The 23,412-nt window shown below is 43.9% G+C and carries 27 protein-coding genes; all 27 read left to right on the top strand.

Annotated features, from left to right (window positions below; translation table 11 throughout):
• Positions 1-2: 2 nt before the first annotated feature.
• The 27 genes from rnpM to argR all read left to right on the top strand — a co-directional run bounded on the left by rnpM (position 3) and on the right by argR (position 23,407).
• Complete coding sequence (gene rnpM / locus LI126_RS10475) at positions 3-275, top strand: RNase P modulator RnpM (RefSeq protein WP_020436254.1); 273 nt, start codon at positions 3-5, stop codon at positions 273-275.
• Positions 262-579 carry a L7Ae/L30e/S12e/Gadd45 family ribosomal protein gene (locus LI126_RS10470; protein ID WP_081016834.1) on the top strand — a complete coding sequence of 106 codons (318 nt, stop codon included), beginning with the start codon at positions 262-264 and terminating at the stop codon, positions 577-579. The genes rnpM and LI126_RS10470 overlap by 14 nt, the downstream gene beginning before the upstream one ends.
• 57 nt (positions 580-636) lie before the next feature.
• Complete coding sequence (gene infB / locus LI126_RS10465) at positions 637-3,291, top strand: translation initiation factor IF-2 (protein WP_227165329.1); 2,655 nt, start codon at positions 637-639, stop codon at positions 3,289-3,291.
• Between the two features lie 119 nt (positions 3,292-3,410).
• Positions 3,411-3,785 carry a 30S ribosome-binding factor RbfA gene (gene rbfA / locus LI126_RS10460; protein WP_015529083.1) on the top strand — a complete coding sequence of 125 codons (375 nt, stop codon included), beginning with the start codon at positions 3,411-3,413 and terminating at the stop codon, positions 3,783-3,785.
• Entirely contained in the window at positions 3,786-4,763 is a 978-nt protein-coding gene (locus LI126_RS10455) for a DHH family phosphoesterase (protein ID WP_226901245.1), read from the top strand.
• Positions 4,760-5,686, top strand: a complete 927-nt coding sequence (gene truB / locus LI126_RS10450; protein WP_227165328.1) for a tRNA pseudouridine(55) synthase TruB — start codon at positions 4,760-4,762, stop codon at positions 5,684-5,686. Before LI126_RS10455 ends, truB begins: the two co-directional genes overlap by 4 nt.
• Positions 5,687-5,704: 18 nt before the next feature.
• Positions 5,705-6,616, top strand: coding sequence for a bifunctional riboflavin kinase/FAD synthetase (locus LI126_RS10445; RefSeq protein WP_227165327.1), 912 nt, complete (start codon positions 5,705-5,707; stop codon positions 6,614-6,616).
• A 146-nt stretch (positions 6,617-6,762) separates the two neighbouring features.
• Positions 6,763-7,029, top strand: a complete 267-nt coding sequence (gene rpsO, locus LI126_RS10440; protein ID WP_015529087.1) for a 30S ribosomal protein S15 — start codon at positions 6,763-6,765, stop codon at positions 7,027-7,029.
• A 311-nt stretch (positions 7,030-7,340) separates the two neighbouring features.
• On the top strand, positions 7,341-9,428 hold the full coding sequence (locus tag LI126_RS10435; protein ID WP_020436259.1) for a polyribonucleotide nucleotidyltransferase: 2,088 nt from the start codon (positions 7,341-7,343) through the stop codon (positions 9,426-9,428).
• A gap of 155 nt (positions 9,429-9,583) precedes the next feature.
• On the top strand, positions 9,584-10,522 hold the full coding sequence (spoIIIAA, locus tag LI126_RS10430) for a stage III sporulation protein AA (RefSeq protein ID WP_055145887.1): 939 nt from the start codon (positions 9,584-9,586) through the stop codon (positions 10,520-10,522).
• A complete protein-coding gene (locus LI126_RS10425; protein WP_226866292.1) occupies positions 10,510-11,028 on the top strand; it encodes a stage III sporulation protein AB in 519 nt (172 codons plus the stop codon). Before spoIIIAA ends, LI126_RS10425 begins: the two co-directional genes overlap by 13 nt.
• Positions 11,029-11,061: 33 nt before the next feature.
• A complete protein-coding gene (spoIIIAC, locus tag LI126_RS10420; protein WP_015529090.1) occupies positions 11,062-11,256 on the top strand; it encodes a stage III sporulation protein AC in 195 nt (64 codons plus the stop codon).
• A 16-nt stretch (positions 11,257-11,272) separates the two neighbouring features.
• Positions 11,273-11,659 (top strand): SpoIIIAC/SpoIIIAD family protein, encoded by a 387-nt coding sequence (locus LI126_RS10415; protein WP_155203700.1) that lies wholly within the window; start codon positions 11,273-11,275, stop codon positions 11,657-11,659.
• On the top strand, positions 11,656-12,861 hold the full coding sequence (locus LI126_RS10410) for a stage III sporulation protein AE (protein ID WP_117497609.1): 1,206 nt from the start codon (positions 11,656-11,658) through the stop codon (positions 12,859-12,861). Before LI126_RS10415 ends, LI126_RS10410 begins: the two co-directional genes overlap by 4 nt.
• A 31-nt stretch (positions 12,862-12,892) precedes the next feature.
• Positions 12,893-13,159, top strand: coding sequence for a stage III sporulation protein AF (locus LI126_RS10405; RefSeq protein ID WP_015529092.1), 267 nt, complete (start codon positions 12,893-12,895; stop codon positions 13,157-13,159).
• Complete coding sequence (locus tag LI126_RS10400; RefSeq protein WP_227165326.1) at positions 13,149-13,778, top strand: stage III sporulation protein AG; 630 nt, start codon at positions 13,149-13,151, stop codon at positions 13,776-13,778. The genes LI126_RS10405 and LI126_RS10400 overlap by 11 nt, the downstream gene beginning before the upstream one ends.
• Before the next feature lie 16 nt (positions 13,779-13,794).
• Complete coding sequence (locus LI126_RS10395; protein ID WP_015529093.1) at positions 13,795-14,406, top strand: SpoIIIAH-like family protein; 612 nt, start codon at positions 13,795-13,797, stop codon at positions 14,404-14,406.
• A gap of 144 nt (positions 14,407-14,550) precedes the next feature.
• Positions 14,551-16,143 (top strand): peptide chain release factor 3, encoded by a 1,593-nt coding sequence (locus tag LI126_RS10390; RefSeq protein ID WP_020436265.1) that lies wholly within the window; start codon positions 14,551-14,553, stop codon positions 16,141-16,143.
• Between the two features lie 69 nt (positions 16,144-16,212).
• Positions 16,213-16,596, top strand: a complete 384-nt coding sequence (locus LI126_RS10385; protein WP_015529095.1) for an Asp23/Gls24 family envelope stress response protein — start codon at positions 16,213-16,215, stop codon at positions 16,594-16,596.
• A 27-nt stretch (positions 16,597-16,623) separates the two neighbouring features.
• Positions 16,624-17,043, top strand: a complete 420-nt coding sequence (gene nusB, locus LI126_RS10380) for a transcription antitermination factor NusB (RefSeq protein ID WP_020436266.1) — start codon at positions 16,624-16,626, stop codon at positions 17,041-17,043.
• Complete coding sequence (xseA, locus tag LI126_RS10375; protein WP_055165687.1) at positions 17,040-18,272, top strand: exodeoxyribonuclease VII large subunit; 1,233 nt, start codon at positions 17,040-17,042, stop codon at positions 18,270-18,272. Before nusB ends, xseA begins: the two co-directional genes overlap by 4 nt.
• Positions 18,273-18,282: 10 nt before the next feature.
• Complete coding sequence (gene xseB, locus LI126_RS10370) at positions 18,283-18,510, top strand: exodeoxyribonuclease VII small subunit (RefSeq protein ID WP_330611672.1); 228 nt, start codon at positions 18,283-18,285, stop codon at positions 18,508-18,510.
• Positions 18,500-19,390, top strand: a complete 891-nt coding sequence (locus LI126_RS10365; protein WP_227165325.1) for a polyprenyl synthetase family protein — start codon at positions 18,500-18,502, stop codon at positions 19,388-19,390. Before xseB ends, LI126_RS10365 begins: the two co-directional genes overlap by 11 nt.
• A 22-nt stretch (positions 19,391-19,412) precedes the next feature.
• Complete coding sequence (gene dxs, locus LI126_RS10360) at positions 19,413-21,290, top strand: 1-deoxy-D-xylulose-5-phosphate synthase (protein ID WP_227165324.1); 1,878 nt, start codon at positions 19,413-19,415, stop codon at positions 21,288-21,290.
• 1 nt (position 21,291) lies between these two features.
• Positions 21,292-22,098, top strand: coding sequence for a TlyA family RNA methyltransferase (locus LI126_RS10355; protein WP_055165675.1), 807 nt, complete (start codon positions 21,292-21,294; stop codon positions 22,096-22,098).
• A 12-nt stretch (positions 22,099-22,110) separates the two neighbouring features.
• On the top strand, positions 22,111-22,944 hold the full coding sequence (locus LI126_RS10350) for an NAD(+)/NADH kinase (protein WP_055145645.1): 834 nt from the start codon (positions 22,111-22,113) through the stop codon (positions 22,942-22,944).
• 4 nt (positions 22,945-22,948) lie between these two features.
• A complete protein-coding gene (argR, locus tag LI126_RS10345; RefSeq protein ID WP_015529104.1) occupies positions 22,949-23,407 on the top strand; it encodes an arginine repressor in 459 nt (152 codons plus the stop codon).
• The last annotated feature ends 5 nt before the right edge of the window (positions 23,408-23,412 follow it).

The following is a 23,412-nucleotide window of genomic DNA, read 5'->3' as shown; positions in this document are numbered from 1 at the left end:
GTTTGGCAGTAAAGAAGAAAGTACCTATGCGTAAATGTGTAGGCTGCGGCGAGATGAAACCAAAGAAGGAACTGATTCGGATCCTCAGAACAGAGGAAGAAGAATTTGTCATTGACACAACCGGAAAGAAAAACGGACGTGGAGCGTATCTCTGTCCGCAGAAGGCATGTTTTGAGCAGGCTGTGAAGAACAGAGGACTGGAGCGTTCCTTTAAGCAGGCAATACCGCAGGAAGTATATGAACGGCTGGAAAAGGAGATGGATGAGATTGGCTAGAGATAAAGTACTGTCTCTGATCAGTCTGGCAACGAAAGCGGGGCGCTGCGCAAGCGGTGAATTTATGACAGAAGGACAGACAAAGTCCGGAAGAGCAAGCCTTGTAGTTGTTGCAGAAGACGCTTCAGATAATACAAAGAAAAAATTCCGTGATATGTGTAAATTTTATAAAGTTCCAATGATAGTTTACGGAGATAAAGATACCTTGGGGCATGCGATGGGAAAACAATTCCGTGCATCTCTGGCGATATTAGACGAAGGATTTGCAAAAGGAATATTAAAAGAACTGAAATCCCGTACCTGATGAATGGGAGTAGAAGACAAAGGTTCCCCGTTGATTGCTTGAAGGAGGTAGATTTATATGGCAGATGAGAAGATGCAGAATGAAAATAAAAAGAGTTTAAACACCAGGGAGGATAACGTGGCAGAAGATATTAGAAGAGAAGCAGCTGGCAAAGATGCTGAGATGGCTGCAGATAAAACAACAGAAAAAGAGGGTGCTCCAAAGAAGAAAAATCTTGCATTTGTAGTTCGCCCACAGAATTCAAAGAACAGCAGCAGACTGCAGGGAAAACGTCCGGGACAGGGACGTCAGGGACAGAACCAGGGTCGTCCAAACGGTGATGGAAAACGCCCGGCAGCAGGACAGAGCCGTTCGAATGGTGAAGGAAAACCGGCTCGTACAGAGAAACCGGCAGCAAGAAGCGAAAGACCGGTTCGTGCAGCAGAGGACAGACCGGCACGTCCGGCACAGAACGGAACACGTTCTGAGAGACCGCAGGGACCAAGAACAGAAAGAACAGGCCGTCCGAGTGGTGAGGGAAGACCGGTACGTTCTGACAGACCGGGACAGAAACCATTTGGAGACAGACGTTCTAATGGAGAGAACAGAGGCGAAAACAGAGGACCACGTCAGGACAGAGACGGACGCGGACAGCGTTCTGACAGAGGTGGACGTGACGGATTCCAGGGACGCGACAACCGTGATGGAAGAGACAACCGTGACGGAAGAGACGGACGTGGACAGGGACAGCGCTCTGACAGAAGAAATGACAATCGCAGAAACGACAGAAGTGACGCTGCACCGATCGTAGAACAGCAGAAGACACAGAGAAACAAAGCGAAAGACAAAGAAAGAGACAATAAGAAAAAAGAATACAGAGACGAAGCTTTCGAAGGAAAAGGAAGAAAAGGCAAGAAGCAGAAACCGGCAGTGGAAGTGAAGAAGCCACAGGTGAAGGAAGAGAAGCAGGAAGAGCAGATCAAACAGATCGTGATTCCAGAAGTTCTTACAATTAAAGAGCTTGCTGATAAGATGAAGATCGTTCCTTCTGTTATTGTTAAGAAGCTTTTCATGCAGGGCAAGATCGTAACTGTAAACCAGGAAGTTGATTATGAGACAGCAGAAGAGATCGCGATGGAATTCGATGTTCTCTGTGAGAAAGAAGAAGTTGTAGATGTAATCGAAGAACTTCTGAAAGAGGATGAAGAAGACGAAAGCCTTATGGTAAAACGCCCACCGGTTGTATGTGTTATGGGTCATGTTGACCATGGTAAGACATCTCTTCTGGATGCAATCCGTAACAGTAATGTAACAGGTCGTGAGGCCGGTGGTATCACACAGCACATCGGTGCATCTGTTGTTGAGATTAACGGAGAAAAGATCACATTCCTCGACACACCGGGACATGAGGCATTTACTGCAATGCGTATGCGTGGAGCAAACTCTACAGATATCGCAATCCTTGTAGTTGCTGCGGATGACGGTGTTATGCCACAGACAATTGAGGCGATCAACCATGCGAAAGCAGCAGGAATTGAGATTATTGTTGCGATCAACAAGATCGATAAGCCAAGTGCGAATGTTGAACGTGTAAAACAGGAACTGACAGAATACGAACTGATTCCGGAAGACTGGGGCGGAAGCACAATCTTTGTTCCGGTATCAGCGCATACACATGAAGGAATCCAGGATCTTCTTGAGATGATCCTTCTGACAGCAGAGGTTATGGAACTGAAAGCGAACCCGAACCGTGCCGCACGTGGTCTTGTGATCGAGGCTGAGCTTGATAAAGGTAAGGGATCTGTTGCAACTGTTCTTGTACAGAAAGGTACACTCCACGTAGGAGATGCGATCGCAGCAGGAAGCGCTCATGGTCGTGTAAGAGCGATGATGGATGACAAGGGAAGACGTGTGAAAGAAGCAGGTCCGTCCCAGCCGGTTGAGATCCTTGGTCTGAATGATGTTCCGAATGCGGGAGAAGTATTCGTAGGATGTGAGTCTGATAAAGAAGCAAGAGCGTTTGCAGAGACATTTATTTCCCAGAACAAGGTAAAACTTCTGGAAGAGACGAAGTCCAAGATGTCTCTGGATGATTTGTTCAACCAGATCCAGGAAGGTAACCTGAAAGAACTTGACATTGTTGTTAAGGCTGATGTTCAGGGGTCTGTAGAGGCAATTAAGCAGAGTCTTCTGAAGCTGAGTAACGATGAAGTTGTTGTTAAGATCATCCATGGCGGTGTTGGTGCGATCAATGAATCTGACGTTATCCTTGCATCTGCATCAAATGCGATCATCATTGGATTTAACGTTCGTCCGGATGCAACAGCGAAAGATATCGCTGAGCGCGAGGGTGTTGACTTAAGACTTTACAGAGTTATCTACAATGCCATCGAAGATGTAGAGGCAGCCATGAAGGGTATGCTTGATCCTGTCTTTGAGGAGAAGGTTCTCGGTCATGCGGAAGTACGTCAGACATTCAAGGCATCAGGAGTTGGAACAATTGCCGGTGCATATGTGCTTGACGGTATCTTCGAGAGAAACTGTTCTGTTCGTCTGATCCGTGACGGAATCGTTGTATTCGACGGACCGCTGGCATCTCTGAAGCGTTTCAAAGATGACGTGAAGGAAGTCAGAACAGGATATGAGTGTGGTCTCGTATTCGAGAACTACAATGACATTAAAGAAGGCGATCAGGTTGAAGCCTACAAGATGGTAGAGACAGAACGCAAGTAAGAATAAAAGATGCCGACATTTGCAGAGTGTTGTAATTGTCAGCAGGTGACAGAATTGTTACTCGTGCAGGGGTCATACATTGCAGGAGTAACTTTTCTGTATAAAAAAGGAGTTATAACATGAGAAAGAACAGTATTAAGAATACAAGAGTCAATGCAGAAGTACAGCGTGAGCTGAGTAATATCCTGCGTGGCGGGATCAAAGATCCACGTGTTGCACCGCTGACATCTGTTGTTGCTGTTGAAGTAGCACCGGATCTTAAGACATGCAAGGCATATATCAGTGTTCTCGGAGACAAGAAAGCACAGGAAGATACGATCAAAGGTCTTCAGAGTGCAGAGGGATATATCCGCAGAGAACTTGCACGTACAGTGAATATGCGCAACACACCACAGATTACATTTATCGTAGACCAGTCCATTGAATATGGAGTAAATATCAGCAAGAAAATTGACGAAGTGACAAGAGATTTGAAGGATGGAGCTGAGGAATAGATGATCGTATTAAACGATGTATTAAAAGGGAAACACAGTGTAGCCATTGGCGGACACATTCGTCCGGATGGGGACTGCGTTGGTTCTACAATTGGATTATATCTTTATCTGACCACTTATTATCCGGAGATTGAGACAGATCTGTATCTGGAGGAGATTCCGGAAGCATTTCAGATGATGGGACACCGGGATGTGCCGAAGCATGAGATTGTAGAAGGCAAAGTTTATGACCTTTTCATCAGTCTGGATTGCGGGGACGAAAGACGTCTTGGTTTTTCCGAGCCGGTGTTCCAAAAGGCAAAGGAAACTTTATGTGTGGATCACCACATCAGTAACGAGTCTTTTGCAGACACGAATTATATCGTGCCGGATGCAAGTTCTACTTCGGAACTTGTTTTCCGTCTGCTGGATGAGGAGAAGATTACGGAAGAAATCGCATCTTTCCTTTATATGGGGATTGTGCATGATACCGGAGTGTTCCAGTATTCCTGTACTTCACCGGAGACAATGGAAGTCGGTGCTGCACTTTTAAGAAAAGGGATCAATGGAAGCGCGATCATTGACGGAACATATTTTGAAAAATCCTATGTTCAGAATCAGATGCTTGGGAAGGCACTTCTTGAGAGTATGATGATCCTGAATAAGAAAGCGGTTGTCTCAGTGATACGTTTGAAAGAAATGGAGTTCTTCCAGGCAAAACCGTCTGATCTGGATGGAATTGTCAGCGTATTGCGTCAGACAAGAGGTGTGGAGGTTGCAATCCTTCTTTACGAGCTCGAACCGCAGACATTTAAAGTAAGTCTTAGATCAAAAGAAATCGTTGATGTAAGTGCAGTTGCGAAATATTATGGTGGTGGCGGTCATGTGAGAGCAGCCGGTGTTACAATGAAAGGTTCCCCGTATGATGTGATCAACAATCTGACACTTTTAATTGAAAGACAGCTTAGAGCGGCAGAAGAGAAAAACGAGGAAAAATGATAAACGGAATAGTTAATATTTACAAAGAAAAAGGATACACTTCCCATGATGTGGTTGCGGTTCTTCGAAAAGTTGTCGGACAGAAGAAGATCGGCCATACAGGTACGCTTGATCCGGATGCAACGGGAGTCCTTCCGGTGTGTCTTGGAAGAGCAACAAAGGTTTGTGAGCTTCTGACAGATCATGATAAGACATATGAGGCTCTGCTGCTTTTAGGAAAGACGACAGATACGCAGGACATTTCCGGAGAGGTTCTGGAGGAGAGGGATCCGGGCAATCTGACGGAAGAGGAAGTACGTTCCTGTATCGAATCATTTATCGGAGAATATGATCAGATTCCGCCGATGTATTCTGCGTTGAAAGTGAATGGAAAGAAGCTTTATGAGCTTGCCCGTGAAGGAAAGACCGTGGAGCGTAAGAGCAGAAAAGTCCAGATCCATGGAATTCGCATTCTGGAGATGAATCTTCCGCATGTGTGTATGGAGGTGGACTGTTCTAAAGGAACATATATCCGTACTTTGTGCCATGACATTGGAGAGAAGCTTCAGGTGGGCGGCTGTATGGAAGAACTTGAGCGTACGAAAGTCGGCCGTTTCCTGAAAGAAGATGCGGTAACACTGGATGAAGTGCGACAGAAGATGGAACAGGGAGAAGGTGCAGAACTTTTCACTCCTCTGGATCAGATCTTCGCGGAACTGCCGGCCGTTACTGTGACGGATGCGAAGGCGTGGATGTCTTATAACGGAAATGATCTTCCGGAACGTTTTCTGTTAGAAAAAGAAGCGTGGACAGATGGACAGGAAGTCAGAGTATATGATTCCAGAAAGAATTTTATCGGCCTTTATCAGTATCGTGCACCGAAGAAGCTGTTCCATATTAAGAAAATGTTTCTGGATCCTGAAGCAGAGAAAATTGAGAAATAAAGGACGAATAAGACAGACATGCAATATATAAAAGGATTAGATGCCTTTGACGGAAGAAATCAGACAGCGGTAACGCTTGGAAAGTTTGATGGATTGCACAGAGGACATCAGAAGCTGCTCGACAGAATAATAAAATATGCGCAGAAGGAAGACTGCGACAGTGTCGTTTGTGCCTTTGATATGGACAGAGATTGTCTGATGACAAATGAAGAGCGAAGGGCATTTCTTGAGGACAAGGTAGATTATCTGATCGAGATTCCATTTACGAGAGAAATGATGGAGATGGAAGCAGAGAAATTTATCGATGAAATCCTGCATAAGAAACTGCACGCATCATACATTGTTGTAGGAACGGATTTTAATTTTGGTCATGAAAAAAGAGGCAATCATCAGATGCTGGAGAAATATGCAGCGAAATATGGCTATACAGTTGATGTGGTCGAGAAAGCATATTACAAAGACCGGGAGATCAGCAGCACTTATATCAGGGAACTTCTCCTCGATGGAAATGTTCCTCTTGCAAATAAGCTTCTGGGGTATCCGTATGAGATCACCAGTGTTGTGGAACATGGACAGCAGCTTGGAAGAACACTTGGATTTCCGACAATGAATCTTGCACCGCAGGAAAAGAAAATCCTGCCAAAGTACGGTGTCTATGCCTGTCGCGTCCTTGTGGATGGTGTATGGTATGGCGGTGTGGGAAATGCCGGGGTGAAACCGACCGTTGCGCAAGAGAAAAGACGGTTGTTCGAAGTTTATGTTTACGGATATGAAGGCGATGCTTACGGGAAGACTGCCACAGTGCAGATCCTGGAGTTCGAACGTCCGGAAACGAAATTTCATTCGGTTGAAGAACTCAAAGACCGCGTGATGAAAGATATGCGGTACGGAGAGGAATATCTGAAAAATCATCCATTCGATGAAAGATAAAAGATTTTAAATTTGTGCTTTACAAGCAGATATCTCTGTGCTATACTATCCGAGGTATCAAATCAGCCGGTGTTCGGTAATCGGATCACTCCGACCATTGCTTAATGCCAGGCGGTTTAACTAAGAATTTTAAGGAGGATATTACAATGATCGCAAAAGAGAAGAAACAGGCTATCATCAAAGAATTTGGAAGAACAGAGGGAGATACAGGATCACCGGAAGTACAGGTTGCTATCCTTACAGCAAGAATCAACGAGCTGACAGATCACTTCAAAGCTAACCCGAAGGATCACCACTCAAGAAGAGGACTTCTTAAGATGGTTGGACAGAGAAGAGGACTTCTTGCATACCTCAAGAAAGTAGATATCGAGAGATACCGTGCTCTGATCGAGAAACTTGGTCTGAGAAAATAATAAGATTTTCCAAAGAAGAAGATCGATTGACAGATCAGAAGCTGCATCTGATGATGTGGTTTCTGGTCTGTTTCTTTTTGTCTGAATTTTTGGTACTTTTTGTTCTTTTTTTGGAAAACTATTTACTTCTTATTATGGAATATGATATAATTTAAAAGCTTGTGGGCAGAGAAGAACCGAGACCACTGAAAAGTGTATTATCAATCGATTACAGTGGGCTTCAATTGCTATGGAATAGTACATTTTTCAGTAGTTTCGGAGCGAATTGTTCTGCTCATATAAAACGAAGATAAGATAAAAAGGAGAAAACCATGTATAAAAAGTTTGAAATGGAACTGGCCGGCAGAACACTGCGCGTGGATGTTGACCGTGTGGCAAAACAGGCGAATGGTGCAGTGCTGATGCATTATGGTGACACAACTGTACTGTGTACAGCAACAGCATCTGACAAGCCGAGAGAAGGAATTGATTTCTTTCCACTCAGCGTAGAGTATAATGAGAGAATGTACGCTGTAGGAAAGATCCCGGGAGGATTTAATAAGAGAGAGGGTAAAGCATCTGAGAATGCAATCCTGACAGACCGTGTCATCGACCGTCCGATGCGTCCTCTGTTCCCGAAAGATTATAGAAATGACGTAACACTTGAGAATCTTGTTCTTTCTGTAGATCAGGACTGCAGCCCGGAACTTACAGCTATGCTTGGTGCTGCACTTGCGACAAGTATTTCTGATATTCCGTTTGACGGACCAATCTCTACAACACAGGTTGGACTTGTTGACGGAGAATTCGTATTCAACCCGACAGCAGCACAGAAGGAAGTATCTGATCTTGCATTGACAGTTGCTTCTACAAAGGAAAAGGTTATCATGATCGAGGCCGGTGCGAAGGAAGTTCCGGAAGCGAAGATGATTGAAGCAATCTTTGCGGCACATGATCTGAACCAGAAAGTGATCGCTTTCTTTGACACGATCGTTGCAGAGTGTGGAAAGCCAAAACATGAGTATCAGAGCTTTGCTGTTCCGCAGGAACTCTTTGATGCGATCCAGGAGATCGTTCCGGCTGCTGAGATGGAAGAGGCTGTATTTACAGATGACAAGCAGACAAGAGAAGAGAATATCCGTGTGATCACAGAGAGACTCGAGGAAGCATTTGCAGACAACGAAGAGTATCTTGCGAAGCTTGGTGAGGCTGTTTACCAGTATCAGAAGAAGACAGTAAGAAAGATGATCCTCAAAGATCATAAGCGTCCGGATGGTCGTGCAATCGATCAGATCAGACCGCTTGCAGCAGAAGTAGACCTGATCCCGAGAGTTCATGGTTCTGCTATGTTCACAAGAGGACAGACACAGATCTGCACAATGACAACACTTGCTCCACTTTCTGAAGCACAGAAGCTCGACGGTCTTGATGAAGCAGAGAAGACAAAGAGATATATGCATCATTACAACTTCCCGTCCTACTCTGTAGGAGAGACAAGACCTTCCAGAGGACCGGGACGTCGTGAGATTGGACATGGAGCACTGGCTGAGAGAGCACTTCTTCCGGTACTTCCAAGCGAGTCTGAGTTCCCATATGCGATCCGTACAGTATCTGAGACATTTGAGTCTAATGGATCTACATCACAGGCAAGTGTCTGCGCATCCAGTATGTCACTGATGGCAGCAGGTGTGCCGATCAAGTCTGCTGTAGCAGGTATCTCTGCAGGACTTGTAACAGGTGAGACAGATGATGATTACCTTGTATTGACAGATATCCAGGGACTCGAGGACTTCTTCGGAGACATGGACTTCAAGGTAGCAGGTACTCACGAAGGTATCACAGCAATCCAGATGGATATCAAGATCCACGGATTGACAAGACCGATCATCGAAGAAGCAATCGCTGCTACAAAGAAAGCAAGAACTTACATCATGGATGAAGTTATGAGTAAAGCAATCGCTGAGCCTAGAAAAGAAGTTGGAGAGTTTGCACCGAAGATTATTCAGATGCAGATCGATCCACAGAAGATCGGTGATGTTGTCGGACAGCGTGGTAAGACAATCAATGCAATCATCGACGAGACAGGTGTTAAGATCGACATCGATGATGAAGGAAATGTATCTATCTGCGGTACAGAGAAAGAGAACATGGAGAAAGCTGCGAAGTACATCCAGACAATCGTTACAGATTACGAAGCAGGACAGCTTTTTGAAGGAAAGGTTATCAGCATCAAAGAATTCGGAGCATTCGTTGAGTTTGCACCGGGTAAAGAAGGAATGGTACACATTTCCAAGCTTTCCAAGCAGAGAGTTGACAAGGTAGAAGACGTTGTAAGCATCGGTGATGTTGTGAAGGTTGTATGCCTTGGTAAAGATAAGATGGGAAGATTCAGCTTCAGCATGAAAGATGTTGCAGAATAAGAATCAGAAAGAATAAAAAAAGAGGAACAGAATTCAGGAAACTGGGTTTTGTTCCTCTTTTCTTGTATGTGCAAGGAATACTTTAAGAATCTTATCCATATATTGTGTAGAGAGGAGGGGTACGGACAACAACTGGAGAGGTGGACAAGATGGAAATGGAAAGACAGAACAAGAAGATGCAGGTCTGGAATCTGCTGGCAGAAAAAATCCGTAAGCTTGTAGAAGAATCCGTCAGTAATCCGGAGGAACTGCAGGAGATCAGGATACGTACAGGTCAGCCGCTGCTGATTCAGATGAAAGGGCAGGAACGGGTTCTTCCGGACCCGGCACACCCGTATCTGGTTACGAAAGAAGATATTGGTGAGACAATGGGATATATTTGTCATTATTCGCTCTATGCATATGAAAATGAGTTGAAACAGGGATTTATTACAGTGGAAGGAGGTCACAGGGTCGGGGTGGCAGGAAAAGTAATTATAGAAAATGAAAAAGTAAAAAATATACAGTATATTTCTTCGCTAAATGTAAGAATTTCTCACGAAGTACTTGGGTGTGCTGACGCATTGATTCCATATATTACGGAAAATAAACAGATTTGCCATACATTGATCATTTCTCCGCCGTGTTGCGGAAAGACTACTTTGATCCGTGATCTGATCCGTCAGATATCGGATGGAAATGAATACATAAAAGGGTGTTCTGTCGGTGTGGTAGATGAAAGATCGGAGCTTGGTGGGTGTTATCTTGGAATCGCGCAGAATCATCTGGGTACAAGGACTGATATTTTAGACTGTTGTCCGAAAGCGGAGGGGATGATCATGTTGATCCGTTCTATGGCGCCGCGTGTGATCGCAGTGGATGAGATCGGCACAAGTGAGGATATCCATGCCATTGAATATGCCATGCAGTGCGGCTGCCGGCTGATTGCGAGTGTACACAGCCTTGATATGGATGAGGCTTCTAAAAAGCCGATCCTGGGTGACCTGATCCGCAGAAGAATGTTTCAGCGTTATGTTGTGCTTGGACAGGATCACGGTCCTGGCAAGATCCGGGAAATCTATGATGAGCGGGGGCGTGTGCTGTGCAGAAATTAGTCGGATGTTTTCTGATCCTGTTGGCGACGACTGGAGCAGGATGGATGTATGGAAAAGAACTTCGGAATTATCTGGAAGAATTGAGTCATTTTCGCAGAATTATAGAACAAATAAAAGGCGAATTACTGTATGCAGGACTTCCGCTTTCGGAAATTTTTTATAATATTGCATCAAGAGAGAAGGAACCTTATGAAAACTGGCTGATGGATCTGGCATTTCAATGTCAGGGCGCACAGGAAAAGCGGTTTGCTGACTTGTGGACAGATACGATAGGAAAAGATCTTCCGGAACTGAAATGGAGAGGGAAAATGAATCCTCTGATCTGCGAACCTGGGGAACTGCTTGAAATAGGAGACAGAGAAGGTGTAGTTCGTCTGCTGGAGTATCATTTAAAAAGGCTGGATATGGAAATTGAAAAGAGAACTGCGGAAACGTCTGAGAAGAAAAAGCTCGGTAGCTGGCTGGGGGCAGCAGGAGGGATTTTTCTTGTGATCCTTCTGCTTTAAAAGGGCGGGAACAAAAGGGAGAGGAGGGAGAATGTGAGCATCAATCTGATATTTAAAATTGCGGCGGTGGGAATTCTTGTATCTATTCTGAGTCAGGTTTTGAAGCATAGCGGCAGAGAAGAACAGGCATTCCTGACAAGTCTTGCAGGGCTGATTCTTGTATTATCCTGGGTTCTCCCGGCGATTTATGACTTATTTTCTTCGATCCGGCAATTGTTTTCTCTTTAAGGAGGGCGGAACAGAATTGAACAGTATACAAATCGCACTTTTGGGTGTCGTGGGAACATTACTTGCTTTGCAGTTTAAAAGTGGGAAAAGTGAATATGGCATTTATGTAAGTCTTGCAGTCAGCCTGTTTTTATTTCTTTGTATGCTTTCACGACTTGAAATCTTTGTGCAGACAGTAAAGAAAATTGCAGATTATATAAAACTGGATGCCGGACAGATGAGTATTTTGTTGAAAATGGCCGGTGTGACTTATGTGGCTGAATTTGCATCCGGAATTTGTAAAGATGCAGGGTATCAGAATATTGCTGTACAGATTGAGATTTTTACAAAGTTGACGATCCTTGCGATAGGAATGCCGGTACTTCTTGCGCTGCTGGAACTAATCGGAGATTTTCTGATATGAAAAGGGAAAAACATTTTTGGAAAAAGCTCTTCTGTTTTGTGTTTTTATTTACGGTTGTGACAGGATGTGGCAGCGTGTATGCAGCAGAGCATGGTACAGCGGAGGAAAAGGAAACAGAAGATCGTTCCGGGATGTTGGAGGATGAGCTGGAACAAATGGAAGAAAGTCTGCTGGATGAATTTGATTTCAGACAGATCGATCAGTTATCAGGAGAGACAGAACTGGGAGAAAAAGTACGGTTTCGTGATCTTACAGAGATGCTGATCAGCGGAAATACGAAGGAATTGGGAGAAAGATTTCTTGAGTTTTTTTCAGGACAGGTGTTCTCTGTTTTTCAGAAAGGAAGGAAGAATCTGGCGCGCTTGCTACTGATTACAGTAGCGGCTGCATTTTTCTCGAATTTTACAAGTATCTTTCAAAACAGACAGACAGCGGAAGCGGGTTTTTATATTTTGTATCTTGTTGTGATCGCAATCTGTCTGGAAGCATATCAATCGATGAATTTATATGCCGAAGAAAAAACAGGAGAGCTTGTCCAATTGATGCAGGTGTTTTGCCCAAGTTTCTTTCTGGCGGTTGCATTTACCGGAAAGAGCAGTTCGGCGTTGATGTTTTATAATACAATATTGTTCTTAATCTATCTGGTGGAACTGCTTGTACTTCATTTTCTTTTACCGGCGGTGAAGATCTACGGGATGGTGAGGGTCTTATCCTGCCTGACCGGAGAAGATCTTTTCTCAGAATTTGCAGAACTTCTGGAAAAATGTATCCAATGGAGTCTGAAAAGTATGATTGCCGCTGTGAGTGGGATCAGTCTGATCCGGGGATTTTTGAATCCGGCAATTGATTCTTTGAAAATGACTGCTGCGGGACGAACACTGGAGGCGGTTCCGTGGATCGGAGATGTTGCCGGAGGTACAATGGATGTTGCATTAGGAGTTGCAGTACTGCTTAAGAATGGAATCGGTGTAGCAGGAATGATTTTTATAGCTGTCCTGGCACTTATTCCACTGGTGGAATTTCTGATATTGGCATTTTTGTACCAACTTGTGGCGGCATTAGTTCAACCGGTTTCTGACCGGAGAATTACAACATGCATATCTGGAGTTAGTTCCGGTTATCAGCTTATGGTGAAGGTAATAGCATCCACAACGCTGTTATTTGTCTTAAGCATTGCACTTGTGGTGGCTGTAACATCTTAAGGTTTCAGAGGAGAGAGGAGGAATCTGCCGGATGCTTACACAATGGATACAAAAAATCATTTCAATGCTTCTCGTTATGAGTGCAGTTCTGCAGGTGATTCCGGGAAAGGATTATGAAAAATATATTCGTTTTTTCTGTGGACTTGTCCTGATCCTGCTTGCACTATCCCCTGTTGCGGCGTTGAAAGGACTGAAAGCAGAGCAATTTTATCAGAAAGAAGTGTATCAGCAATATGAGAAAGAAATAGAGCGGATGTCGGATTCTATAAAACGGGAGGAAATCGGAATTGGACAATAATTGGCAGGAGTGGAAGGAAAGGATCGTGGGATACACAAGGAAGATAAAACAGGCGGATCGTGGTCAGAAAAGAACAAGATTAGCCATTTTATTCCTGTGTGGACTGCTGCTTCTTGTAGTTGCGGTTCCGGTTCCGAAGACAGGGGAGGTGGATGAGGATACAAAGATTGACGGGGAATCCGGGAAAGGAGAGACGTATGAGACAGATTCCATGGCAGACTATGAAAAATATCTGGAACAGAAGACAGCGCAGACACTTGGTGTCGTAGATGGGGCGGGAAAGGTGACGGTGATGATCACATTAAAGTCTACAGGACAGAAAGTGGTTGAAAAAGATCAGCAAAGCACACATCAGACGACGAAGGAAGCAGACAGCCAGGGAGAGACAAGAGAAAGTGAAGAAAAATCTCTGGATAAAACGACCGTGTACAGTCAGGGGACAGACGGAACGCAGACCCCATATGTAAGTAAAGAAAATGCACCGGAAGTGGAGGGCATTCTTGTAATAGCAGATGGAGGTGGGAATGCAGTTGTCGCGAAGAATCTGACAGAAGCGGTGCAGGCATTATTTGGTGTAGAAGCGCATAAGATAAAAATAATGAAACGTGCGCCTACATAAAAGGAGGTTTGTCTTAATGAAAGGAAAAGTGAAGAAAAACCAGTTGATCATTGTGGCACTTGCGGTTATGATCGCGGCAGCAGGATATCTGAACTACACGGGACGTCTGTTTGGCGAGAATGCGAAAGGAACAAAAGAAGCTAATGCAGATCTTACAAACCAGGAACTTTTAGATATTTCACAGGAAGATACAGAAGCAGGAAGCGAAGAAATTGAAAGTAATGATTCTGAAACAGAAGGAACACCTGGAGAGGCGGTTCTAACAAATGGTTCAGCCCAGACTACGGTAGCCCAGGCAAAAGTTACAAGAGAACAGGTGCGTGCTCAGAATAAAGAAACATTGCAGTCGATCATAGACAATACAGAGCTCAGTGAAGAGGAAAAGTCAGATGCAGTTGCACAGATGGTGGAGCTTACAAAACAATCAGAGACGGAGATGGAAATTGAGACATTGATGGCAACAAAAGGATTTTCAGAGGCAGTGGTAAGTCTGGGGGAAGATAGTGCAGATGTTGTTGTAAATGCAGAGGAGCTTACGGATGCAAACCGTGCCCAGATTGAGGATATTGTGACAAGAAAGTCGGATGTAAAGCCGGAGAAGATTGTAATTACACCAATTCATGAATAGAAAGTATATTTTTGGAAAAACTTTTTATAAAAGATTTGCTGTCAGAGAGGACTTGTGATACACTATTTACTGGTTTATTATGTAACTGTCTACGGGATGCCTGCGGACAGTTATCTATTGCGTGAAAATGATAGGAGATTAGAAATGTCAGAAATTACGAATGAGATAAAGAAAAGAAGAACATTTGCCATTATATCCCATCCGGATGCCGGTAAGACAACATTGACAGAGAAATTCCTTCTGTACGGAGGAGCCATCAACCAGGCAGGATCTGTTAAGGGAAAAGCAACTGCGAAGCATGCGGTTTCCGACTGGATGGAGATTGAGAAGGAGAGAGGTATTTCTGTAACTTCTTCTGTACTTCAGTTCAATTATGGTGGATACTGTATTAATATTCTGGATACACCGGGACATCAGGACTTCTCAGAGGATACATACCGTACTTTGATGGCAGCGGATTCCGCAGTTATGGTTATCGATGCATCCAAGGGTGTTGAGGCGCAGACAAGAAAGCTGTTTAAAGTCTGTGTGATGCGTCACATCCCAATTTTTACATTTATCAATAAGCTCGACCGTGAGGCGAAAGATACATTTGAATTGTTAGATGATATAGAGAAAGAGCTTGGAATCGCAACTTGTCCGATTAACTGGCCAATCGGTTCCGGTAAGGAATTCAAGGGAGTTTACGACAGAGCGAAACGTGAAGTTGAGCTGTTCTCAGACACGAAAAAAGGTACTGCGATGGGTGAAGTGAAGATGATACCGATCGACGCACCGGAGACAGAAGAACTGATCGGAGCAGATGCAAAAGACATTCTTGCAGATGAGATTGAACTTCTGGACGGAGCAGCAGCTGAGTTTGATCAGGAACTAGTTGATAAGGGACAGCTTTCACCGGTATTTTTCGGATCCGCTCTTACCAACTTTGGTGTAGAGACTTTCCTGAAGCATTTCCTGAAGATGACAACCTCTCCGCTTCCAAGAAAATCAGATCATGGCGAGATCGATCCAATGACAGAGAAAGATTTCTCAGCATTTGTATTTAAGATCCAGGCGAATATGAACAAAGCCCACAGAGACAGAATTGCATTCATGAGAATCTGTTCCGGAGAATTCGAGGCTGGTATGAGTGTTTATCATGTGCAGGGAGGAAAGGATGTGCGTCTTTCCCAGCCGCAGCAGATGATGGCAAGTGAAAGAAAGATGATCGATAAGGCTTACGGCGGAGATATCATCGGGGTATTTGACCCAGGTATCTTCTCGATCGGAGATACATTGACAACATCAAAAGAGAAATTTGCTTACGAAGGAATCCCGACCTTTGCACCGGAACACTTTGCGCGTGTCCGTCAGGTTGATACGATGAAGAGAAAGCAGTTTGTAAAGGGAATCAATCAGATTGCACAGGAAGGTGCGATCCAGATCTTCCAGGAATTCAACACGGGTATGGAAGAGATTATCGTAGGCGTTGTAGGTGTACTTCAGTTTGATGTGTTGAAGTATCGTCTTCAGAATGAATATAATGTAGAGATCCGTCTGGAGAATCTGCCATATGAGTACATCCGTTGGATTGAGAATGAAGAGATCGATATGGATCGCTTGAGCGGAACATCTGATATGAAGAAGATCATGGATCTGAAGGGACGTCCGCTTCTTCTCTTTGCGCATGAGTGGAGTATCCGTATGACAGAAGAGAGAAATGAAGGACTTATTTTGTCAGAATTCGGACGTTCATAAAAATCTTTTCAAATAGAAAGATTTTTGATATAATGTAGAAAGAATCAGACAAAACAGGAGGTTTTGATTATGGCAAAGGACGAAAGAAATATTTATACAATACAGAACGACGCAAGCAAAGGTGAGATTAAGATTGCGGATGAAGTTGTAGCGATCATTGCAGCGCTTGCTGCCACAGAAGTGGAAGGTGTTGCTTCTATGGCCGGAAACATCACGAATGAACTGATCGGAAAGCTCGGAATGAAGAATCTTTCCAAAGGTGTGAAGGTTGATGTACTGGAAGGTATTGTGACTGTATCCTTGGCATTGAACCTGAAGTACAATTACAGCATCGTTGAGGTGTCTGCAAGAGTGCAGGAGAAAGTTAAGAATGCAATTGAGAATATGACAGGACTTGAAGTGGCTGATGTGAACATTAAGGTTGCAGGAGTCGAGATGGAGAGTCAGGAATAAAAGCGAACAGGAAAGGAATCAGCCAACATGGTTAGAAAAGAACTTCGCGAGCACATTTTCAAGATGTTGTTTCAGATAGAATTTAATGATCCGCAGGAGATGCCGGAGCAGATTGAATACTATTTTTCTACACTGGAAGATGCAGCGGATAAGGATAAAGAATATATTAAGAGAAAATATGCGGCAGTACTTGAGAAGACAGAAGAGATTGATGAACTGATCAATGCCAATGCAAAGGGATGGAAGACGACAAGAATGAACAAAGTAGATCTGTCCATTCTGAGACTTGCGGTATATGAGATGAAGTGGGATGACGAGGTACCGGTAGGAGTTGCGATTAACGAGGCAGTAGAACTGGCAAAGATGTTCAGTTCAGATGAGGCTCCGTCATTTATTAACGGAGTACTTGGCAAGATTGCGCGTTCACTGGAAGAGACGAAAGAATGAAAAATGTCTATACGGTGAAGCAGGTTAATTCTTATATTAAGAATATGTTCACCCAGGACTTCATGCTGAACCGAATCTATGTAAAGGGTGAGGTGTCTAATTTAAAGTACCACACATCAGGGCATATATATTTTTCATTGAAAGACGAGTCCGGCACGATAGCCTGCGTGATGTTCGCAGGCTCAAGGTCTGGGCTTTCTTTTCATATGGAGGAAGGACAGCAGGTAGTAGTGCTGGGGGCGGTCAGTGTCTATGAGCGGGATGGAAAGTATCAGCTGTACGCAAGAGAGATCATTCTGGACGGTGCGGGACTTTTGTATGAAAGATTCGAGGCACTGAAGAAAGAACTCGAAGAGATGGGAATGTTTGCAGCAGAGTACAAACAGCCGGTTCCACGCTATGCACGTACGATCGGGGTTGTGACCGCACCGACAGGAGCAGCGATCAGAGATATCATCAATGTGGCAAAGAGAAGGAATCCATTTGTCCAGATCCTGCTTTATCCTGCACTGGTACAGGGTGATGGTGCCGTGAGCAGCATCGTGAAAGGAATCCATATGCTGGAAGAGAAGCAGGTGGATGTCATGATCGTCGGAAGAGGCGGAGGAAGCATTGAAGATCTGTGGGCATTCAATGAGGAGGCTGTTGCGCGTGCGATTTTTGACTGTCGCGTTCCGGTGATCTCTGCAGTCGGACATGAGACAGATACAACGATTGCCGATTATGTGGCAGATCTGAGAGCACCGACACCATCTGCAGCGGCAGAGCTTGCAGTGTATGAATATTCTGAAGTGAAAGAACAGATTCTTAATTGTGAGAGTTTACTTCGAAGAGCAATAAATCAGAAGCTGCTAAACGAGCGTATGCATCTGGAACACAGCAGATTGAAACTTCAGACGCTCCATCCAAGACAGAAACTCAATGAGAAGAGACAAAGAACGGTTGACGCTGAGAATACACTGCGCTCGCTTATGGAGCGGCATCTGACAAAAGAAAAGCACAGACTCGCACTTTGTGCAGAACGGATGAAGGGATTGTCTCCCCTTGAGAAATTAAGTCAGGGATATTCTTATGTCTGCAATGCACAAGGACAGAATATAAAGAAAACAGATCAGGTAAGAGAAGGAGATTTGTTGCAGATTTATGTAACGGATGGACAGATTGAGACTTACGTTACAGACACTGTAAAACTAGAAGGGGAAAGAGGACAAAGTTCCCATAAACAGTAACCGGGAGGAAATGATGAAAGACACGAAGAAGATAGAACAGGCTGCAAGTCTTGAGGAGTTATTTGAGAGACTGGATCGCGTCATTGGCGGACTGGAAGGAGAGGAGCTTTCTCTTGAAGATTCTTTTAATTTATATCAGGAAGGCATGGAACTTGTGAAGTGTTGTAATCGTACAATTAACGATGTGGAAAAGAAAGTTCTTGCCTTGGATGAGAATGGAGAGAGTCATGAATTTTAAAGAAGAACAGAAAGAAAAAGTAGAAAAAATTGAAGCAATACTCAGAGAATATCTTCCGGAAGCAAACGGATATCAGAGTGTGATCATGGAAGCAATGGAATACAGTCTGATGGCAGGAGGTAAGCGCCTTCGCCCAATGCTGATGATGGAAACATACCGTCTGTTTGGTGGAGAGACAGAAGTGATTTATCCGTTTATGGCAGCAATGGAGATGATCCATACCTATTCACTGGTTCATGATGATCTCCCGGCAATGGATAATGATGAGTACCGTAGAGGAAGAAAGACGACACATATTGTTTATGGAGAGGATATGGGAATCCTTGCGGGTGATGCACTTTTAAACTATGCATTTGAGACAGCATGCAAGGCATTTGAGCAATTTCCGGAGGAAAGCCTTAGAATCGGACAAGCGATGAGAGTTCTGGCAAGAAAGGCCGGAATCTATGGTATGATCGGTGGACAGGTTGTAGATGTGAAAGAATCCGGACATCAGATTGATGAGGAAGTTCTTGATTTTATTTTCAGACTGAAGACAGGTGCACTGATCGAGTCTGCTATGATGATTGGAGCAATCCTTGCGGGAGCATCAAAAGAAGATGTAAAGAGTATGCAGAAAGTCGCAGGAAAGATCGGAATGGCATTCCAGATCCAGGACGATATTCTGGATGTGACAAGCACGACAGAGCAGCTGGGCAAGTCGGTACATAGTGATGAGAAGAATGAAAAGACAACATATGTAACACTTAAAGGAATCGAACAGGCTCATAAAGATGTGGAACGTATGACAGAAGAAGCAATCGATGAACTGAAAAAGTTCCCTGCCGGGGATAATTTCCTTGAGCAGCTTTTGAAATCTCTTGTATATAGAGAAAAATAAGATTGTCGGTGAGGAGGAACTTATGGCACTTGAAAAGATTCAAAAGGCCAACGATATAAAAGAACTGACAGAGGAAGAGCTGAAAGAATTATCGGATGAGATCCGGCGGTTTCTGATCGAAAAGATCAGTGTGACCGGAGGACATCTGGCATCCAATCTCGGAGTTGTTGAGCTTACGATGGCATTGCATAAAGTACTTCATTTCCCAGAGGATAAACTGATCTGGGATGTGGGACATCAGTCTTATACACACAAGCTTCTGACAGGAAGAAAAGAAGGATTTGATGATCTTAGAAAATACGGAGGAATGAGTGGATTCCCTAAGAGAAAAGAAAGCAAATGTGATGCGTTTGATACAGGACACAGTTCAACTTCAATCTCAGCAGGGCTTGGTTATGTGGCCGCAAGAGAGCTTCAACAGGAGCATTATAACGTTGTATCTGTGATCGGAGATGGTTCTATGACCGGCGGTATGGCATATGAAGCATTGAATAACGCTTCCAGATTGAAAAGTAATTTTATCATTGTACTCAATGATAATACGATGTCCATTTCCAAGAATGTTGGTGGTATGTCAAATTACCTGAATGGGCTTCGGACGACACAGGTATACTCAGACCTGAAGAGAGGTGTCGAAGATACGATCAAGAGGATTCCCGGCAGGGGAGAACGGATCGTCCATCAGGTGAAGAAGACGAAGAGCGGGATCAAACAATTATTTGTTCCGGGAATGTTTTTTGAGGATATGGGAATCACATATCTGGGTCCTGTAGACGGACATGATCTGAAGACATTAACAAAGACATTGAATGAAGCAAAACGGGTAAATCATGCAGTTCTTGTACATGTTGTGACGAAGAAGGGAAAAGGTTATCTTCCGGCAGAGACGAATCCGTCAAAATTCCATGGAACAGGACCTTTTGATGTGACAACAGGAGAAACGATCGGAGGGTCGGGGAAGGATTCTTATACAGATATTTTTTCCAAAGTGCTTGCAGATATCGGAAAGAAGGACAAGAAGGTTGTAGCTATTACTGCAGCGATGGCAGACGGAACCGGACTTTCCAGATTCGCAAAGCTATTTCCGGAAAGATTCTTTGATGTAGGAATTGCAGAAGAGCATGCGATGACATTTGCAGCAGGACTTGCTGCCGGGGGAATGAAGCCTGTTTTTGCGGTGTATTCATCTTTCTTACAGAGAGCGTTTGACCAGACAATTCATGATGTCTGTCTTCAGAATCTGCCGGTTGTGATCGCAGTAGACCGCGCAGGTCTTGTTGGAAGTGACGGAGAGACACATCAGGGAGTCTTTGATTTATCATTTTTATCATTGATCCCGAATCTTTCAATCCTGTCACCAAAGAACCGTTGGGAGATGGCGGATATGGTGCGCTTTGCAGTAGGTTTCCAGTATCCGATTGCACTTCGTTATCCAAGAGGAGAAGCATATGAAGGACTGAAGGAATTCCGTGCTCCGATCGAATATGGAAAGAGCGAACTTCTATATGAAGAGAGTGAGATCGCGGTAATGTTTGTCGGACATATGTCTTTCCTTGCAGAACAGGTGCGTGAGGATCTTAAGGCAGCAGGGTATCAGTGTAGTCTGATCAATGCAAGATTTGTGAAACCTCTGGATACAGAGAGGATCCGGAAGATTTCAGAAAATCACAGGATCCTTGTGACAATTGAGGAAAATGTGCTTACAGGTGGATTTGGTGAGCAGGTAGAAGATTTTGTGATGCGTGAGGGTATCCCATTGAAAGTTTGCACAATCGGTATTTCAGATGATTATGTTGAACATGGAAATGTAGATGTCTTAAGAAAAGAAGTTGGTCTCGACAGAGAGAGTATTGTAAAAAAGGTCATTGCAGATGATCGGAGAATAGAGGAAGAAAAGTAACATGAAAGAACGTTTGGATGTATTGCTCGTAAAGAGAAATCTGGCGGATTCCAGAGAAAAAGCAAAAGCAATTATTATGTCAGGAAATGTATTTGTAGAAGGTCAGAGAGAAGATAAGGCTGGAACAACATTTCCAGAGGAGGTAAATATTGAGGTACGCGGACATGTTCTCCCCTATGTGAGCCGTGGAGGTCTTAAGCTTGAGAAAGCAATGAAAGAATTCCATGTGACAGTAGATGGAAAGGTCTGTACAGATGTTGGATCTTCCACTGGAGGATTCACAGACTGTATGCTTCAGAATGGAGCAAAGAAAGTATTTGCCATCGATGTGGGAAGAGGACAGCTGGATTGGAAGCTGCGTCAGGATCCGAGAGTGGTATGTATGGAGAAGACGAATATCCGTTATGTGACTCCGGAAGATCTTGGAGAACCTGTTGATTTTTCGTCGATTGATGTTTCGTTTATCTCTCTCACAAAAGTGCTTGGTGCAATCAGAGCGTATCTGACAGATGATGGAGAGATTGTAGCATTGATCAAACCACAGTTTGAAGCAGGACGTGAGAAGGTTGGAAAGAAAGGTGTTGTGCGAGAAAAGAGTACGCATCATGAAGTAATCGAGAAAGTGACAGAATTTGCGGTATCAATCGGATTTTCTGTACTTGAGATCACATTCTCTCCAATCAAGGGACCAGAAGGAAATATCGAATACCTTGTACATTTGAAGAAATGTCCGGAAGAGGAAGCAAAGATTGAGACAAAGGAACTGGATCAGGTAGTGGATGAAGCATTCGCTACTCTGGCAAAGTAAAAAGGTGATGGTATGGAATCTTTTTATATCATAACAAATCAATTAAAAGACAGAGATTATTCTGTTACGATTGAGATAAAAGATTATATTGAGAGAAAAGGCAAATATGTTATTCTTGCGCAAAAGGACGAGGAAGGATTTATTGTTCCGGGAACGATTCCGGAGAACGTTGATTGCGGACTGGTTTTAGGTGGGGATGGAACTCTGATCCGTGCAATACGTGACCTTGAAGGAAATAAACTTCCGCTTCTTGGAATCAATATCGGAACGTTGGGGTATCTGGCAGATGTAGAATTGAAAGATTATAAATCTGCGATTGACAGACTTTGCGAGGAAGAGCCTAAAGTTGAGAAACGTATGATGTTGGAGGGGACAATGTCATCCGGTGAAAAAGATCTGGCGGTAAATGATATCGTCCTGACAAGAGAAGGGAATCTTCGTATTGTTCAGTTTAATGTATATGTGAATGGGACATTGTTGAACACATATCAGGCAGACGGTGTGATCATCTGTACACCGACGGGAAGTACAGGATATAATCTTTCCGCAGGTGGGCCGGTGGTAGAGCCAACAGCAAGTCTGATCGTTATCACTCCAATCTGTTCCCATGCACTTAACACGAGCAGTGTGGTGCTTTCAGCAGAGGATGATGTTGAAGTTGAGATTTGCGAGGGCCGTTATGGAAGGCAGGAGAAAGTAGCTTTATGTTATGACGGTGCTGTACAGAGACAATTGGTTAGCGGAGACAGAGTGAAGATCAGAAAATCAGATGCCAAAGCGCATCTTGTAAAATTAAGTGAAGAAAGTTTTATGATAACAATGCGCGAGAAGATGAAAGGAAATTGATACTATGAAAGTGAGCCGACATGCAAAGATAATTGAATTGATCAGTCAGTATGACATAGAGACGCAGGAGGAACTGGCAGAATATCTGAATAATGCCGGCTTCAAGGTCACACAGGCAACTGTCTCCAGAGATATCAGAGATCTGAAGCTGACAAAGTTGTCTGTAAACGGTGGGCGTCAGAAGTATATTGTCCATAGACAGGAAGATGACGGAATGAACGAAAAATATATCCGTGTGCTTCGTGACGGGTTTGTTTCCATGGATATGGCACAGAATATCCTTGTGATCAAAACAGTTGCCGGAATGGCAATGGCGGTTGCTGCTGCAGTAGATGCAATGAAATGGAATGAAGTGGTCGGATGTATTGCGGGAGATGACACGATCATGTGCGCAATTCGTACAGTTGAAGATACAGCTGTAGTAATGGAGAATATAAGAAAATTGGTTTCAAGGAAAGCATAGGTGAT

Source organism: Mediterraneibacter sp. 210702-DFI.5.30 (assembly GCF_020560115.1).
Lineage (GTDB): Bacteria > Bacillota > Clostridia > Lachnospirales > Lachnospiraceae > Mediterraneibacter > Mediterraneibacter faecis.
Note: the sequence above shows the minus strand (reverse complement) of the source record. Positions and strands in the feature narration are given on the sequence as shown.

Coding starts and splice junctions, on each gene's coding strand:
- LI126_RS10470 (WP_081016834.1), top strand. CDS start 262: ATGAGATTGGCTAGAGATAAAGTACTGTCTCTGATCAGTCTGGCAACG.
- LI126_RS10355 (WP_055165675.1), top strand. CDS start 21,292: ATGAAAGAACGTTTGGATGTATTGCTCGTAAAGAGAAATCTGGCGGAT.
- rpsO (WP_015529087.1), top strand. CDS start 6,763: ATGATCGCAAAAGAGAAGAAACAGGCTATCATCAAAGAATTTGGAAGA.
- xseB (WP_330611672.1), top strand. CDS start 18,283: ATGATGAAAGACACGAAGAAGATAGAACAGGCTGCAAGTCTTGAGGAG.
- LI126_RS10445 (WP_227165327.1), top strand. CDS start 5,705: ATGCAATATATAAAAGGATTAGATGCCTTTGACGGAAGAAATCAGACA.
- infB (WP_227165329.1), top strand. CDS start 637: ATGGCAGATGAGAAGATGCAGAATGAAAATAAAAAGAGTTTAAACACC.
- nusB (WP_020436266.1), top strand. CDS start 16,624: ATGGTTAGAAAAGAACTTCGCGAGCACATTTTCAAGATGTTGTTTCAG.
- LI126_RS10405 (WP_015529092.1), top strand. CDS start 12,893: ATGCTTACACAATGGATACAAAAAATCATTTCAATGCTTCTCGTTATG.
- LI126_RS10435 (WP_020436259.1), top strand. CDS start 7,341: ATGTATAAAAAGTTTGAAATGGAACTGGCCGGCAGAACACTGCGCGTG.
- LI126_RS10350 (WP_055145645.1), top strand. CDS start 22,111: ATGGAATCTTTTTATATCATAACAAATCAATTAAAAGACAGAGATTAT.
- LI126_RS10365 (WP_227165325.1), top strand. CDS start 18,500: ATGAATTTTAAAGAAGAACAGAAAGAAAAAGTAGAAAAAATTGAAGCA.
- LI126_RS10395 (WP_015529093.1), top strand. CDS start 13,795: ATGAAAGGAAAAGTGAAGAAAAACCAGTTGATCATTGTGGCACTTGCG.
- LI126_RS10410 (WP_117497609.1), top strand. CDS start 11,656: ATGAAAAGGGAAAAACATTTTTGGAAAAAGCTCTTCTGTTTTGTGTTT.
- LI126_RS10455 (WP_226901245.1), top strand. CDS start 3,786: ATGATCGTATTAAACGATGTATTAAAAGGGAAACACAGTGTAGCCATT.
- spoIIIAA (WP_055145887.1), top strand. CDS start 9,584: ATGGAAAGACAGAACAAGAAGATGCAGGTCTGGAATCTGCTGGCAGAA.
- xseA (WP_055165687.1), top strand. CDS start 17,040: ATGAAAAATGTCTATACGGTGAAGCAGGTTAATTCTTATATTAAGAAT.
- rbfA (WP_015529083.1), top strand. CDS start 3,411: ATGAGAAAGAACAGTATTAAGAATACAAGAGTCAATGCAGAAGTACAG.
- dxs (WP_227165324.1), top strand. CDS start 19,413: ATGGCACTTGAAAAGATTCAAAAGGCCAACGATATAAAAGAACTGACA.
- argR (WP_015529104.1), top strand. CDS start 22,949: ATGAAAGTGAGCCGACATGCAAAGATAATTGAATTGATCAGTCAGTAT.
- LI126_RS10385 (WP_015529095.1), top strand. CDS start 16,213: ATGGCAAAGGACGAAAGAAATATTTATACAATACAGAACGACGCAAGC.
- LI126_RS10390 (WP_020436265.1), top strand. CDS start 14,551: ATGTCAGAAATTACGAATGAGATAAAGAAAAGAAGAACATTTGCCATT.
- truB (WP_227165328.1), top strand. CDS start 4,760: ATGATAAACGGAATAGTTAATATTTACAAAGAAAAAGGATACACTTCC.